The 13523-nt window shown below is 56.2% G+C and carries 12 protein-coding genes and 1 tRNA gene; 3 read left to right on the top strand and 10 right to left on the bottom strand.

Translation table 11 applies throughout. The annotated features are described in order from the left end of the window. Window positions 1-56: 56 nt before the first annotated feature. The 10 genes from Q0510_RS01970 to Q0510_RS01925 all read right to left on the bottom strand — a co-directional run bounded on the left by Q0510_RS01970 (window position 57) and on the right by Q0510_RS01925 (window position 10331). A tRNA-Arg gene (locus tag Q0510_RS01970) sits at window positions 57-128 on the bottom strand. Between the two features lie 64 nt (window positions 129-192). Then, a complete protein-coding gene (locus Q0510_RS01965; protein ID WP_298707739.1) occupies window positions 193-1974 on the bottom strand; it encodes a long-chain fatty acid--CoA ligase in 1782 nt (593 codons plus the stop codon). 14 nt (window positions 1975-1988) lie between these two features. Then, window positions 1989-2276 (bottom strand): 2TM domain-containing protein, encoded by a 288-nt coding sequence (locus Q0510_RS01960; protein ID WP_298707737.1) that lies wholly within the window; start codon window positions 2274-2276, stop codon window positions 1989-1991. A 78-nt stretch (window positions 2277-2354) separates the two neighbouring features. Next, entirely contained in the window at window positions 2355-3023 is a 669-nt protein-coding gene (locus tag Q0510_RS01955) for a YceI family protein (protein ID WP_298707736.1), read from the bottom strand. A gap of 11 nt (window positions 3024-3034) precedes the next feature. Then, window positions 3035-4696 (bottom strand): phenylacetic acid degradation protein PaaN, encoded by a 1662-nt coding sequence (paaN, locus tag Q0510_RS01950; RefSeq protein WP_298707734.1) that lies wholly within the window; start codon window positions 4694-4696, stop codon window positions 3035-3037. Between the two features lie 57 nt (window positions 4697-4753). Then, window positions 4754-5827: a tetratricopeptide repeat protein gene (locus Q0510_RS01945; protein ID WP_298707733.1), complete on the bottom strand. Its 1074-nt coding sequence runs from the start codon at window positions 5825-5827 to the stop codon at window positions 4754-4756. Window positions 5828-5908: 81 nt separating this feature from the next. Beyond that, window positions 5909-7144: a DUF1015 family protein gene (locus tag Q0510_RS01940; protein ID WP_298707731.1), complete on the bottom strand. Its 1236-nt coding sequence runs from the start codon at window positions 7142-7144 to the stop codon at window positions 5909-5911. A gap of 125 nt (window positions 7145-7269) precedes the next feature. Continuing rightward, window positions 7270-8376, bottom strand: coding sequence for a 3-phosphoserine/phosphohydroxythreonine transaminase (gene serC / locus Q0510_RS01935; RefSeq protein ID WP_298707729.1), 1107 nt, complete (start codon window positions 8374-8376; stop codon window positions 7270-7272). Window positions 8377-8604: 228 nt separating this feature from the next. After that, window positions 8605-9576 carry a zinc dependent phospholipase C family protein gene (locus Q0510_RS01930; protein WP_298707727.1) on the bottom strand — a complete coding sequence of 324 codons (972 nt, stop codon included), beginning with the start codon at window positions 9574-9576 and terminating at the stop codon, window positions 8605-8607. A gap of 95 nt (window positions 9577-9671) precedes the next feature. After that, window positions 9672-10331 (bottom strand): DUF502 domain-containing protein, encoded by a 660-nt coding sequence (locus tag Q0510_RS01925; protein ID WP_298707725.1) that lies wholly within the window; start codon window positions 10329-10331, stop codon window positions 9672-9674. Between the two features lie 188 nt (window positions 10332-10519). Between Q0510_RS01925 and Q0510_RS01920 the strand changes: the two genes are divergently transcribed. The 3 genes from Q0510_RS01920 to Q0510_RS01910 all read left to right on the top strand — a co-directional run. After that, a complete protein-coding gene (locus tag Q0510_RS01920) occupies window positions 10520-11131 on the top strand; it encodes a TetR/AcrR family transcriptional regulator (RefSeq protein WP_298707723.1) in 612 nt (203 codons plus the stop codon). 14 nt (window positions 11132-11145) lie between these two features. After that, window positions 11146-12510, top strand: coding sequence for a TolC family protein (locus Q0510_RS01915; RefSeq protein ID WP_298707721.1), 1365 nt, complete (start codon window positions 11146-11148; stop codon window positions 12508-12510). Window positions 12511-12543: 33 nt separating this feature from the next. Then, the coding region (locus Q0510_RS01910) for an efflux RND transporter periplasmic adaptor subunit (protein WP_298707719.1) at window positions 12544-13523 on the top strand (980 nt) is incomplete at its 3' end.

The raw sequence follows: 13523 nt of genomic DNA, 5'->3' as shown, positions 1-13523 counted from the left end.
AACCTCCCACAAATGAAAAAGACGCCGGTAAAATCGGCGCCTTCGCGGAAAATTTGTAGCCCGGACAAGAATCGAACTTGTATCTAAAGTTTAGGAAACTTCTATTCTATCCATTGAACTACCGGGCCTGCTCCGCTTTTTAGCCAGCGGGAGGGCAAAAATAAACGATTTTGGCAAATTTCCTTAAAAAAATCAGGCGTAGAGCCGTTCGATCGAATCCCGGTACTTTTCCTGGATCACGCGGCGCTTCAGCTTCAGGGTGGGCGTCATTTCGCCGCCGTCGATCGTCCATTCGCGGGGCATGAGCTCGAATTTCTTTACCTGCTCTATGTGGTTGAAATACTGGTTGTAACGGTTCACGGCCTCCCGGTACAAAGCCTTCACCTTCGGGTCTTTCAGGCCCGTTTCATTGGAAGGGTAATCCACCCCGTGGTCCCTCGCCCAGGCGCGCAGGTTTTCAAAATTAGGGACAATCAGGGCGCCGGTATACTTTCTGTCAGCCCCCACCACCATAATCTGCTCAATAAAGGGTGATTCCCGGAACTTGTTCTCTATTGGCTGGGGCGCCACAAACTTACCGCCTGAAGTCTTGAATAACTCCTTCTTCCGGTCGGTGATTTTCAGGTATTTCTGGAACAGCATCACGCCGATGTCGCCGGTGTGGAACCACCCGCCCCCGAAAGCCTCCGCCGTGAGGTCGGGACGCTTGTAATAGCCGGTGGTTACGCTGGGCCCTTTGACGAGGATCTCCCCGTCGTCCGCCAGCTTCACCTCCACATTGGAAATCACCGGCCCCACGGTCCCGAACATCCTATCGCGCGGCGCTTTGCCGTTGACGCTGATTACGGGCGAGGTTTCCGTCAGCCCGTAGCCCTCCAGCACCGGGAGCCCCGCGGCGGTGAAGAGCTTCAGCAACCGGATCTGGCAGGCGGCCGCGCCGGTCACGATACAGCGGATCTTGCCGCCGAGCGCTTCCCGCCATTTATTGAAAACAAGCCGGATCGCCAGCGCCAGTTCCATCCGGTACCAGGGCGACAGCGGTTTGTTAATCTCAAATTGCGACCCCACCCGCAGCGCCCAAAAGAAGATCGTCCGCTGGAAACCGGTGAGCGCATGCCCCCGGGCCATGATCTTCTCAAACAGCTTCTCCAAAACCCTCGGCACCGTGGTGAATATGCCCGGCTGCACCTCGCGGAGGTTGTCGGCGATGGTTTCCAGGCTTTCTGCGTAGTAGACGGACACGCCGGCCGTGAAATACACGTACGTCACCATCCGCTCGAAAATATGGTTGAGCGGCAGGAAGCTCAGCGCCCGGCTGTGCTCATCCACCGGCAATATCGGCAAACAACCCTCCACGTTGCTCATGATGTTGCCATGCGTGAGCATCACGCCTTTGGGCGTGCCCGTAGTCCCGGATGTGTAAATGATCGTGGCCAGCGTATCGGGCGTAATCGCGTCGCGCACTGCCGGCAGCCGCGCTTCCGACGCAGGGGTGGCAGCAGCGGGAACGTCCATCCAGTGGCGGACCCCCGGGAGGCGGTAGAAGGAAAATATTTCGGAAAGAAGGGGGACCTGGTCGCGGAGCGCTTTCACTTTGTCGTACATCTCGGCATCATCCACGAAAAGAAACCGGGCGCCGGAATCGTTCAGGATGAAGGTGAGCTCCGCCGCGCTGATAGTGGGATAAATGGGGACCAGCACCGCGCCGGCCTGCTGGCAGGCCAGGTCCGTAAAGATCCACTCCGGCCGGTTGGCGCTGATAATAGCGACCTTATCCTGCTCCTCCGGACCAGGGGGGATGCCGCCTATGCCCATCTCCAGGAACCCCGCGGCAAACCGCGCCGTGAGCGCAGCTACCTCGGCCGTGGCGTATGTCTTCCATACGCCTTCCTCCCGGGCGGCCAGCATGTCCGGCTTGGGGAAATGTTCCAGCTGATGTGCAAGCACATCAAATAGGCGATTGGGGTGGTGCATGATGGAATTTTAGATCAGACACCGCGCTGCTGCTTCTCCTGCTGCAGTTTCTCGTACTCGCGCATCGTATCCCGGAAAGGATCGGACTCAAACGCAAAGTAATAGTTAAAAGCCAGGGCGATACCCCAACCCAGCATCGGCCAAACCGGCCAGGGCGTATCGTTCCCTTTGTCGGAAGTCAGGTACCAGATGGCCCAGAGGAAACCATTGACAATAAGGTAGGCCGACAAATGGGTGCGGAATGCTGCGCGGGCTTTGGCGATACGCCAGAGACGATTGTCCCGTTGTTGCTGATTTTCCATAAAGAAAACTTTGAGGTACATCCAATTTACCGAAAAATCCGCGTAATAGAAAGGCCCGGTACCAACCGGGCCTTCTTATCATCGGGTAATCAGTTCAAACTGGATGTTGACGACTGAATTGATCAACTTGTCCTGCAGGGATTTATCGGCGCGGTAAGTCATGCCCCACTGCGTGCGGTCGATGTTGAAATTGGCCGCGGCCCTCACTTTCCCGTTCTCCATGACGATTTTGGCGGGGAAAGTGATGTTCTTCGTGGCGTTTTTCATGGTCAGGTTGCCGCGGATCATATGGGTCGCATCTTTCAGCAATACCGAATTATCCGTAGCCGCAGGATGGTAGGGCGTCACTTCGGTGACCTCGAACTTCGCCGTGGGATATTGCCCCGCGTCGAAGAAATTGGCGCCTTTGAGCTCGTCTTCCAGCTGCCGTTTCATATCCGGCTGGGCATGGAGGTCGAGGTTGCGGAGGCTGGCGATGTTGATGGTGAAATTGCCGCCGGTCACGGTACTGTCGTTCACGAATATCTCCCCGCCCTGGAACTGGAAAGATCCTTTATGCTCGCCGGTGGGCTTGGTGCCGATCCAGATGAGGGTGCAGGCGGCTGTGTCGAGCCGGAGCGCATGCCCGTTGGAGGGTGTTGTAACCGCCTGTGGTTCCGAAACAGCGGCTTTGTCCGCTTTCGGCGCCTGCTGGCAGGCCGCGGCGGCAAATGGGAGGAGTAGCCATATCCGTAATGTCATCCGCATATTTTTTGGTTTTAAGATACGTAGGTTCTGTTCCCCACCCATACGAAACGCTTGTCCACGAACTCGGGCGTCGTGAAGCTGGCGTTGCCGGCCGGGTTGCCGCCGGTTACGTGGAAATCGGAAAACGCGGCGTGCTGGTTCACCCAGATGAATCCCGTAAAGTTGAAAGATACCGGTGTGAAAACGCTGTTCATGGCGTCGGCGATCTTTTCCTTCACCGCTTCGTCGGTGGCATAAGCGCCGCAGGTGATGGCGCCGTGGCTGGAAGCCATCTGCCGGGCCAGGCGGATCGAGTCGTCGGTGTTTTTCGTTTTGACGAGCAGCACCACCGGCCCGAAAAGCTCCTGCTGGAAAATATGCTGGTCATCGGCCGAAACTTCGACCACCACCGGGCTCCAGGTCCGCGCCCCGGCGAATTCCTCGCTGGTCACGGGCGCGCCTTCCAGCAGCACTTTACCGCCCAGCTGCTTCGCCTCGCGGGCGCGTTGCAGGGTGGCTTCGTTCTGTACGGCCCCCAGGGTGCCCGCACCCATTTTCGGGTTGTTGACGAGCGCGGTAACGGCGTCCGTGAATTTTTTGGCGACGTCATCGAAAGATAACGTGCCGCCGGGCGTTTTAACGCCGGTTTCAGGGATGAAGAAGTTCTGCGGCGCGGTACACATCTGCCCGCTGTACAGGCTCACGGAAAACGCGAGGTTCTGCATCACGGCATCAATATCCTGCACCGAATCGATGATCACGGAATTGACGCCGGCTTTTTCAGTGAAAACGGTTTTCCCCTGCGAGGCAAGCGATTCCACATAATTGCCGAAGGCGCTGCCGCCGGTATAGTCGATGAGATGTACGTCCGGATGTTCGCAAAGCGCTTTCGTGATGGGCTGGCGGGTAGAATCCGTGGCTAACTGGCAGGTGTAAGGGTCCTGCCCGTTTTCTTCCAGCACCTGCTGGATAGCGGCCACCACGATGGCGATGGGCAGCACGGCTTTGGCGTGCGGCTTCACGATCACCGGGTTCCCCGTGATCAGGTCCGCATAAATACCCGGCAGCGAATTCCAGACCGGGAACGTGGAGCATCCGATCACCAGGCCCAGGCCTTTGGGAACGGGCCGGAAGGATTTTTGCAGTTTCACGCTGATCTTGCCCATGGGCTTCTCCCAGGTTTGCTCGCCGGGAAAATGCTGGAGCTGCTGGTAACCCATCGCAATGGCTTCAAGGGCGCGGTCGTTCGCATGCGGGCCGCTTGCCTGGAAGCTCATCATAAAGCTCTGGCCGGTGGTATGCATGGTGGCATGCGCGATCTCGAAGAAATGATGCTGGATCTTTTCCAGGGTTTCGGTGAGGATGCCGGCACGGTCGGCGACGGACAGCTGTGCCCAGCGCTGGCCGGCTCTTTTGCCTGCCTTAACGAGCTCTTCCGTGGAAATAACGGGGTACGAAATGCCGAGGGGCTCCAGGGTGTAGGGCGATACTTCTTCCCCATACCAGTTTTCCACCACTTTTTGTTTCAAACGGGAAAAAGGCTGGTTAAGCAGGCTCTTGAAGGCGGTTTCTCCCTGCGCGGGAGCATCCTCGCCATAAGCTTTCGGGTGTTCGGGGTACTGCGAATAAAAGGTTCTTGCGTGGTTGGCCTTTACCGCATTGTCGATGATGTTTTGGTGTTTTGCGATCAGCATAGCGCTATGGTTTAGATATGAGTTGTACACAGAGGTTGCTGACGGCACCGGCTCTCCCTACTTGATCGAGGCGAGCTTGCCGGTGTTGTAAAACTCGTCGTCCCGGAGTTTCAACGGGTGGTTGCGCTGCCAGGCGGTGAACTCGTCGTATGCCGTTTTGTTCAGCGCCGTCCAGGACCGGTATTCGGCCTGGTTGGCGGCAGGCCCGAAAAGCCACACGTTATAGGCTTCAAACATGCCGTCTCTCAGGAGCTTCCGCTGGAAATCGAACAGGGCGTAAGGGTATTTCACGCCGTAGAATTTATACCAGTCGAGCACGAACCGCGTCCGCAGCATGATGAGCGATTCCGGCTCGATGCCGGTGGCGATCACGCTCACCTGTTTGGCCATCACGCCTTTATAGGCGTCCATGAATGGATTGGCGGATTCGCCTTTCTTGCTTTTGGCGGTTTGACCGGGCACGCTGTTGAAAATGGCCGGGTCGTCGAACAGTTTTTTATAACATTCCAGCACCACATCGCGGATCTCGGCGGTGCGGGTGGTATAGCTTTCGAGGTTGATGAAGGTTTCGCCGTAAAGGATGGCCCAGATGGGCTCATGCGTCCACATATAGCTGCGGGAGGCGTGGTAGTAGTTGCCCGGGAAATTCGGGTCCACTTCAATCCCTTTCACCCAATAGCGCAGGGCCGCGTCGAAATTCTTCATGTTCTGCAGGAGGTCGCCGTAGTCGCAATGCAGCTCCCCGCTTTTGGGGAATTTGCGAAGCCCGCGCTGGTAAACCTTCTCGGCGCCCTTCCAGTCTTGCCGGCCCTGGTAAATATTGCCGGCGATCTGGAACAGGTGAACGTCGGCGTCTTTTTTGTCAACGAGCGGCGAAACCACGGTATAGGCGCGGTTATAATCGCCTTTGAGATAGTAGGCAAAGGCCAGGTCTTTCTTCAGCTGGATGTCGTCCGGAGCCGATGTGATCGCCTGGTTGAGCACCAGGATCGCATTGGCGTAGTCGCCCGACCGCAGGAAGTTGCGCGCGGTTTGTTGCAGCTCTGCGTTATCCTGAGCAAGCGCCCATTGGAAGGAAAGTACGCCCGTCAGCACCAGTGTCCATTTTTTTGCAGCCTTTTGCCATTCCATTGTTCTCTTCGTTTTCTGTAAATGTAAGAAAAAACCGTTGACCCCGGCTCAAAGCGGGGCCAACGGCGGATTTGTAGCATTTTAGATCGTGTGGGTCAGCAGCCCGTCGCGCAGTTTGGGTTCAAACCAGGTCGACTTCGGAGGCATAACGTTGCCGCTGTCCGCGATATCGAAAAGTTGCTGGATCGTAACGGGATAGAGGGCGAAAGCCACGGCCATCTCGCCGCTGTCCACGCGTTTCACCAGTTCTCCCAGTCCGCGGATGCCGCCCACGAAATCGATGCGCTTGTCCGTCCGGGGATCCTGGATGCCAAGGTGTTTGTCCAGCACGTTGTTCTGGAGGATGGTCACGTCCAGGACGCCGATGGGATCGGTGGTGTAGGTGCCTTCGCGGGCTACCAGGCGGTACCAGGTATGATCGAGGTACATGGAAAACTCATGGAGCATGGAGGGCTTCTGTTCGTGGTGGCCGATGGCCTCCACGATGAAGTCGTACTCCAGGCGGGAGATGAAGTCCGCCTTGCTGTGGCCGTTCAGGTCTTTCACGACGCGGTTGTAGTCGAGAATGGCTAACTGGCTGGCCGGGAAGATGGTGGTAAGGAAGAAGTTGATAGGTTGATCGGCGGTTACATCTGCCCCGCTGGCTTTCTGCACCAGTGCGGCGGAAGCGGCGCGGTGATGGCCGTCGGCGATGTAGGTGGCGGGCACCTGGGTGGCGAAGCGGTGGGTGATTTCCTCCACGGCGGCGGTTTCTGCCACTACCCAGATGGTGTGGGAAATGCCGTCGCTGGCCACGAAGTCGTACACCGGCGCGTTATGTTCCTGCCAGTGGGAGATGAGGGCGTTGAGCTCGGGCACGTCGTTGTAGGCGAGGAATACATTTCCGGTTTGCGCTTTGGTGGCGGTGATGTGGTTGATGCGGTCCTGCTCTTTTTCCGGGCGGGTAAACTCGTGTTTCTTGATGATGCCTTTGTTATAGTCGTCGATGCTGGAGGCGCAAACGAGCCCGGTCTGGGAGCGGCCGTCCATAACGAGTTTGTAGATGTAGTAAGCGGGGGAAGCTTCGGCGAAAAGTGTCCCCTCGGCCTGCAGCTTCTGCAGGTTTTCTGCGGCTTTGGCATACACGGGGGCGGAATGGATGTCCGTCCCTTCCGGCAGATCGATCTCCGATTTGCTGACGTGGTAGAAAGAATACGGGTTACCGGCGGCTTCTTCGGCGGCTTCTTTCGAATTGAGCACATCGTAGGGCCTGGCGGCTACCTCTTTGGCCAGCGCGGGTTGCGGACGCAGCGCCCGGAACGGTTTGATAATTGCCATGATTGTATGTTTACTGTTAGAAGGGGTAAAAATAAGAAAACAGGGTAGGAATTAAAAAAGACCGCCGCTTTATCTGCGACGGTCTTCGTATTTAAATATTTTCAATACTTCGGTCAGGGAGAAAATTATGCTTTCTTCAGGGAGAAGAACTTCATCGCTTCCACCATCACTTCCACGCTTTCGAGCGGGAGGGCGTTGTAGAGCGAAGCGCGGAACCCGCCGGACAGGCGATGCCCTTTGATGCCCACGATGTCTTCCTTCTTGCAGAATTTGAGGAATTCCTCTTCCAGCTCGGGCTTGTCGATGGTGAAGGTAACGTTCATCTTGCTGCGGTCTTCTTTGGCTACGTTGCCGCGGAACAGCGGGTTGTGGTCGATTTCATCGTACAGCAGCGCCGCTTTCCTGTTATTGATCTGCTCGATGGCGGCCACACCGCCCTGGCCTTTGAGCCAGCGGAGCGTGAGCATGGTGATGTATACGGCGAAAACGGGCGGTGTGTTGAGCATGGAACCGTTTTCGATATGATTTTTATAGTTGAGGATGGACGGGATCTGGCGGGAAACCTTTCCGAGCATGCTCTTGCGAACGGCTACCATGGTAGCGCCCGCGGCGCCCATGTTCTTCTGCACCCCGGCGTAGATCAGCGCGAAGCGGTTGAAATCCATCTGGCGGCTGAGGATATCGCTGCTCATATCGGCCACTATCGGCACTTCCGTATCGGGAATGGTATTCCATTGCGTCCCGTAAATGGTGTTGTTGGTGGTGATATGGAGGTATTTGGACTGGGGAGCGACAGTGTATTGTTTGGGAATATGATTGTAGTTCGCCTCTTTGGAGCTGGCGGCCACATCTACATAACCGAAGAGTTTCGCTTCCTTGATGGCTTTGTTGGACCATACGCCCGTGTCGATGTAAGACGCCGTTTCGCCGCTGTCCAGCAGGTTCATGGGCACCTGCATGAATTGCATGGTGGCCCCGCCCTGCAGGAAGAGCACTTCGTAATCGTCTTCGAGCTGCATGAGCTCGCGGGTAAGGTTGCGGGCCTCCTCCATTACTGCCATAAAAGGTTCCGTTCTGTGCCCGATCTCCAGGATGGACATTCCTGATCCTTCAAAATCGATCAGCGCCTTGCTGGCTTTGTACAGCACCTCGTTGGGCAATACAGAAGGACCTGCATTAAAGTTGTGCACCTTCATGTTGCGGTCTAAATTGTATACGTTTTCTTGTTCCACTTTATATGGTTTTTCGAAGGAAAAGGTAAAAAATCTCGGTAAAGAACCGGAAGGATTGGCTAGTGTAGGAGTGGTTAAAAATATCAGATGGAGAACCAAAGATAAACTTTCTTTTCAGAAAACGTATGAGCTTCCTTCAAATATTTTACCTGTCCCGCAGGGTGCGGACCTTCCGTCAGGAGCGGCTTTCATTGCAGTAATCATATGGTTTCCAGCGGGCTGCGGGCTTCAGTGTTCCCGGCCCATGATCCTCCCGGCGGCGGCTATACTGTCCACCCTCCGGTCTTCTTCGGCTTCAAGCTCAGGGAAGGTTAGCGCCGCCAGGTGCGCCAGGGGCGGCTGTCCCGCATCGGCCCATGCGGTATACCACCATGCCGCCACCGCGGCAATCGCGCCCCGCATCCTGCATTCCACCATATCGCCCATCCGGTCCTGGTAAGCTTCGGCATACGCCGTACTGTACTGGCGCACCAGCTTCCCGTTCCGCAGCTCCCAGGCATACCGCCTGTCTGCCGGGAATTCCCGCGCCAGCTGCTTTTCCGTGGCCAGCACCACCCAGGATGCCTCCGCGCTTTCAAGCACCGCGTTCCAGAAAAAGGCCCTGCAATCCGGGAGGTACGCCGCGCGCCCCGTCCAGTAATCGTACCGGTCGTCGGCGAAGAGCTCGGGAATGCGCGATTCCCACAACCCATGAATGCCATGCTGCCCGGTCTGTTGACCGTTGTGGTTGGAACTGGCGTGCAGCGGCACATAGGCGTCGCCGATATAATGCCCCAGCTCGGCGGCCGTGCGCAGCGCCTGCAGCCCGTTGCCCAGCCGGAACGCTTCCGTGAGCCGGTATTGCATGCGCTCCAGGTGCCAGGGCAGCACACCGTGCTTTGCCAGCGTATCCGCCCCGTACCGCGCCACCGCCTCGCGCCAGCCGCGGGGCAGCTCCGCAAAAGGCGGGGAACCATACCGGTCGAGATCGATGTAATGCCTTGGCCCCTCGTCCGCCACCAGGTACCGCCGCTTGTCGGGCGTGGTGGAGTGTTTTACGAGATAGGAAAGGTGCGGCTTGAAAAAGACCAGCATCTCCGGCGGCAGCGAAAACACGGCCAGCCGGTTGATACGCTCATGGCCGAAGAACCCCCAGCCCCGCGCGCTCCCGGAAACCAGGCAGCCCGCCATCAACATCGAAATGAAAATCCTGGAATACATCGTCGGTTTTTGTTTCCTGCAATGTAATCCGCTCCATTATGTAAAGAACTTTTTTACGGTGAGACTTTCCCGCTCCCGGTGAGAATATCTCCGGTTTAGCGAGATTCGGCCGATTCTGATGGTGCAATTGGTGCGGAAGGTAATTCCGTGATGGTGGTAACACCCCCCGAAACCGCGAACTTCATCGCCTCGCCGGCCGATACGTTCGTCAAAGGCCGCACCTTCTCGCGCTTCACCATAAACACCTTACCCGTTATCGCGTAGGCATGGGGCACATACACCGCCAGGTAGCCGTCCAGCCCCAGGGCCCGCACATCCTCCTGCGTAATGAACCCCATCTCCCAGACATCCACCCCGTAAACGTTCACCAGCACCGGGTGGTCGAATTTCTTCTTCTCCCCCACAAATGCATCAAACACATCCTTCACCGAAGAATAGATATATTTAATAAAAGGCGTCCGCTCCAGGATGTGGTCGAACATATCGATCAGCCTTCCAATAATAAAGGAAGAACTCAAATACCCAACAAATACTATGATTATCAATACGATAGCAAACCCTACCCCCTTGTAGCGCAGGAAATTCATCGGGTGGTCCGCCGGGATCAGGTCGCGCGGCAACAAGTTATCGATGGTGATAAAACCCCAGTACAGCGTAAATGCCGTGATGCCGATCGGCGCCAGGATCAGCAGACCCTGGAAGAAATAGCGCAGCAGGCGCGACAGCAGTACCCGGAATTTCAGCTTTGGAGACATGTTTCTGGTTTGAAAAGGCAAAGTTACGCCATTCCCACCGCTTCCAACCCCTCATAAAGCCGCTAAATCCTTTGATAAACCGCGTTCGTCATATTATGCGCAAATAATTTGATGGAAACTTTGGCGGTTTAAATAGTTTCCATAGTTTTGCCCGTGTAATTTATTTCGCCCCCTATTATCGAAAATCAATGGAAGTTCAAGAACGAATCCTGGACACGGCGTTCAACATGTTCCGGCAGTACGGCACCCGCTCCATCACCATGGACGATATCGCCAACCGCATGGGCATCTCGAAGAAAACGCTGTATGCCCACTTCGCCGACAAGAGCGACCTGGTGCTCAACGTCATGAGCCGCCACCTCGCCCTCATCGAAGAGCAGTGCATCGCCAGCCGGAACGACAGTGCCGACGCCATCGGGGAATTGTTCCTGGTCATCAAGATGCTGGAAGACAAATTCCGGAACATGAACCCGGTGGTGATGATGGACCTCCAGAAATTCCATTCCAAAGCGTTCCAGCTGTTCGAACAGCATAAGAACGTTTTTATGGTAAGTACCATCCGCGAGAACCTGGAACGGGGCATCCGGGAAGGATTGTACCGGCCCGACCTCGACGTGGAGATCCTCAGCGCTTTCCGGGCCGCTTCCTCGCTGTTTTGCTTCCAGCCGGAATTATTCCCCATGAACGGTTATGATATGACGAAAGTGCAACGCGTGCTGCTGGAACATTTCCTTTATGGCGTAGCCACCCTGAAAGGGTACAAGCAGATCGAACAGTACAAAACGAAAGATAACCAGTAATAAATCAATGATCTATGCACTTTAAATGGAAACTCGTTGCTCTCGCGGGCACGATGTTGCATGCCCTCACCTGCGCCCACGCACAACAGCAACCGGCCGTTACGTCGGAGCCGCTGCGGTTTTCCGCGCAGGACGCCATATCTTATGCGCTTACCCATCAGTACGACATCCGTAATGCAAAGCTGGACGAGCTGAACCAATTGGCCGTGAACCGCGAAGTGAGCGGCCTGGCCCTCCCGCAGGTCAGCGCCACGGGGCTGTTCCAGCACAACCCCATCATCCAGAAACAACTGGTCGACATCAGCAACTTCGACCCCAGCGCGCCTAAAGGCACCACCGTCCCCATCGCGTTTGGACTGGCCTATAACGCCCTTGGTCAGGTGGATGTGAACCAGACCCTCTTCGATCCCAGCGTGCTCGTTGCCCTCCAGGCCCGTAAAACGCTGGAAGACCTCGCGCGCAAAGGCGTGGAAAGGTCCGAGATTGAAATCAAAGCCTCGGTGTACAAAGCTTATTTCAACGTATTGGCTGCGGACAAAGCGCTCGGTATCCTCGATTCCAACCGCGTGCGCCTGAACAATATGCTCGCGGAAACCCGTGAGATCTATAAAAACGGGCTCGTGGAAAAACTCGACGTCGACCGCCTGGTGGTGCAGGTGAACAACCTCGAATCCCAGCTGACCCGCCTGAAGCAAGTGCGCGAAACCGGTATCGCCGCCCTCAAATTCCAGATCGGCATGCCCGTAAAGCAGCCGCTGATTTTGACGGATACCCTGGGGAGCAACGCGCTGAAAGCCGATATCCAGGAGCAGAATGCATTTACGTATCAGAACCGCATCGAGTACCAGCTCCTCGAAACCCAGCGCCAGGCCAATGAATACAACCTGAAAAGGTACCGCCTGCAGGGATTGCCCTCGCTTTATCTCTTCGGACAGGGCGGCGCCTCCCGCGCAACAGGTAAGTTCGACTACTTCTCTTCCCAAAGCTGGTACGGTTATGTTTCCTACGGCCTCAACCTGAAAGTGCCCATCTTCACCGGGTTCCAGCGCCTCCGGAAAGTGGACCAGGCCATGATCGCCGTGAAACAGACGGACATCGACCTGGAGCAGCTCCGCGGCGCCATCGACCTGGAACAGGTCAACTCCGCCACCACGCTCCGCAACAACATTTCCACCCTGGAAAATGAAGAAGAAAATATCGGGCTGGCGGAAGAAGTGTGGAAAACGACCATGATCAAATACCGTGAAGGCGTAGGTTCCAGCGTTGAGGTCATCAATGCCGAAACCGCCCTGCTCATGGCCCAGAACAACTATTTCAACGCGCTCTTCAACGTGATCGTTGCCCGCGTGGATTACCTCAAAGCATACGGAAAACTGTAACCTTCAACCTTTTCAGCTATAAATTAACTTCCAATGAATAAAAGATATTTCGTTCTTCCGCTGATCTCCCTGATGATTGCCTGCGGCGGCGGAGAAGAAAAGAAAGCCGATAAACTCGCCCGTCTCAAACAGGAGAAATCCAAACTGGACGCCGAAATCAAAACCCTGGAGAAAGAACTGAAAGCCGGTGACGCCACCGCCGTGAAAACCAAAAACGTCACCATCGCCGACGTGCAGACCAGCACCTTCGAGCACTTCATCGACCTGCAGGGTAACGTAGACGCCCGCGAAAACGTGGACGTGTCCGCCCAGTCGCCCGGTATCATCAAATCCATCCTGGTGCGCGAAGGCCAGGCAGTTTCCAAGGGCCAGACGCTCGCACAGGTCGACGACCAGGTGATGCGCGCCAACCTCGCCCAGCTGCAGACGCAGCTCGACCTGGCCACCGCCCTCTTCAATAAACAAGCGAACCTCTGGAACCAGAAAATCGGCTCCGAAGTGCAGTACCTCACCGCCAAATCCCAAAAGGAATCGCTGGAGAAGAATATCGCGACTATGAAAGAGCAGATCAACCTGACCCGCATCATTTCCCCGATCAACGGTACGGTAGACGCCGTGATCGCCAAGATCGGCGGCGCCGCTTCGCCCGGCACCCCGGCTTTCCGCGTAGTGAACAGCAAGGACCTTCGCGTGGTGGCCAATGTGGCCGAATCGTTTGCAGGCAAAGTTTCGACGGGAGATGAAGTGGAAGTGACCCTTCCGGACATCCAAAAGACCTTCCGCACCAAAATCGGTTTTGCTTCCCGCGTGATCGATCCCCTCAGCCGCACGATCCGCGTGGAAATACCGGTTGCCGGCGGTAAAGACCTGCATCCCAATATGATCGCGCTGCTCCGCATCGTGGACTATCGCGCCAAAGACGCCGTGGTGATCCCCGTGAACGTGATCCAATATTCCCTGGGCAAGCCTTACGTGATGACGGTGAAAGGCTCCGGCGACAAACTGCAGGCCGT

Source organism: uncultured Chitinophaga sp. (assembly GCF_937874145.1).
GTDB lineage: Bacteria > Bacteroidota > Bacteroidia > Chitinophagales > Chitinophagaceae > Chitinophaga.
The sequence above is the reverse complement of the archived record's forward strand: the minus strand, read 5'-3'. Positions and strand labels throughout refer to the sequence as shown.

Coding starts and splice junctions, on each gene's coding strand:
- Q0510_RS01965 (WP_298707739.1), bottom strand. CDS start 1,974: ATGCACCACCCCAATCGCCTATTTGATGTGCTTGCACATCAGCTGGAA.
- Q0510_RS01960 (WP_298707737.1), bottom strand. CDS start 2,276: ATGGAAAATCAGCAACAACGGGACAATCGTCTCTGGCGTATCGCCAAA.
- Q0510_RS01955 (WP_298707736.1), bottom strand. CDS start 3,023: ATGCGGATGACATTACGGATATGGCTACTCCTCCCATTTGCCGCCGCG.
- paaN (WP_298707734.1), bottom strand. CDS start 4,696: ATGCTGATCGCAAAACACCAAAACATCATCGACAATGCGGTAAAGGCC.
- Q0510_RS01945 (WP_298707733.1), bottom strand. CDS start 5,827: ATGGAATGGCAAAAGGCTGCAAAAAAATGGACACTGGTGCTGACGGGC.
- Q0510_RS01940 (WP_298707731.1), bottom strand. CDS start 7,144: ATGGCAATTATCAAACCGTTCCGGGCGCTGCGTCCGCAACCCGCGCTG.
- Q0510_RS01930 (WP_298707727.1), bottom strand. CDS start 9,576: ATGTATTCCAGGATTTTCATTTCGATGTTGATGGCGGGCTGCCTGGTT.
- Q0510_RS01925 (WP_298707725.1), bottom strand. CDS start 10,331: ATGTCTCCAAAGCTGAAATTCCGGGTACTGCTGTCGCGCCTGCTGCGC.
- Q0510_RS01920 (WP_298707723.1), top strand. CDS start 10,520: ATGGAAGTTCAAGAACGAATCCTGGACACGGCGTTCAACATGTTCCGG.
- Q0510_RS01915 (WP_298707721.1), top strand. CDS start 11,146: ATGCACTTTAAATGGAAACTCGTTGCTCTCGCGGGCACGATGTTGCAT.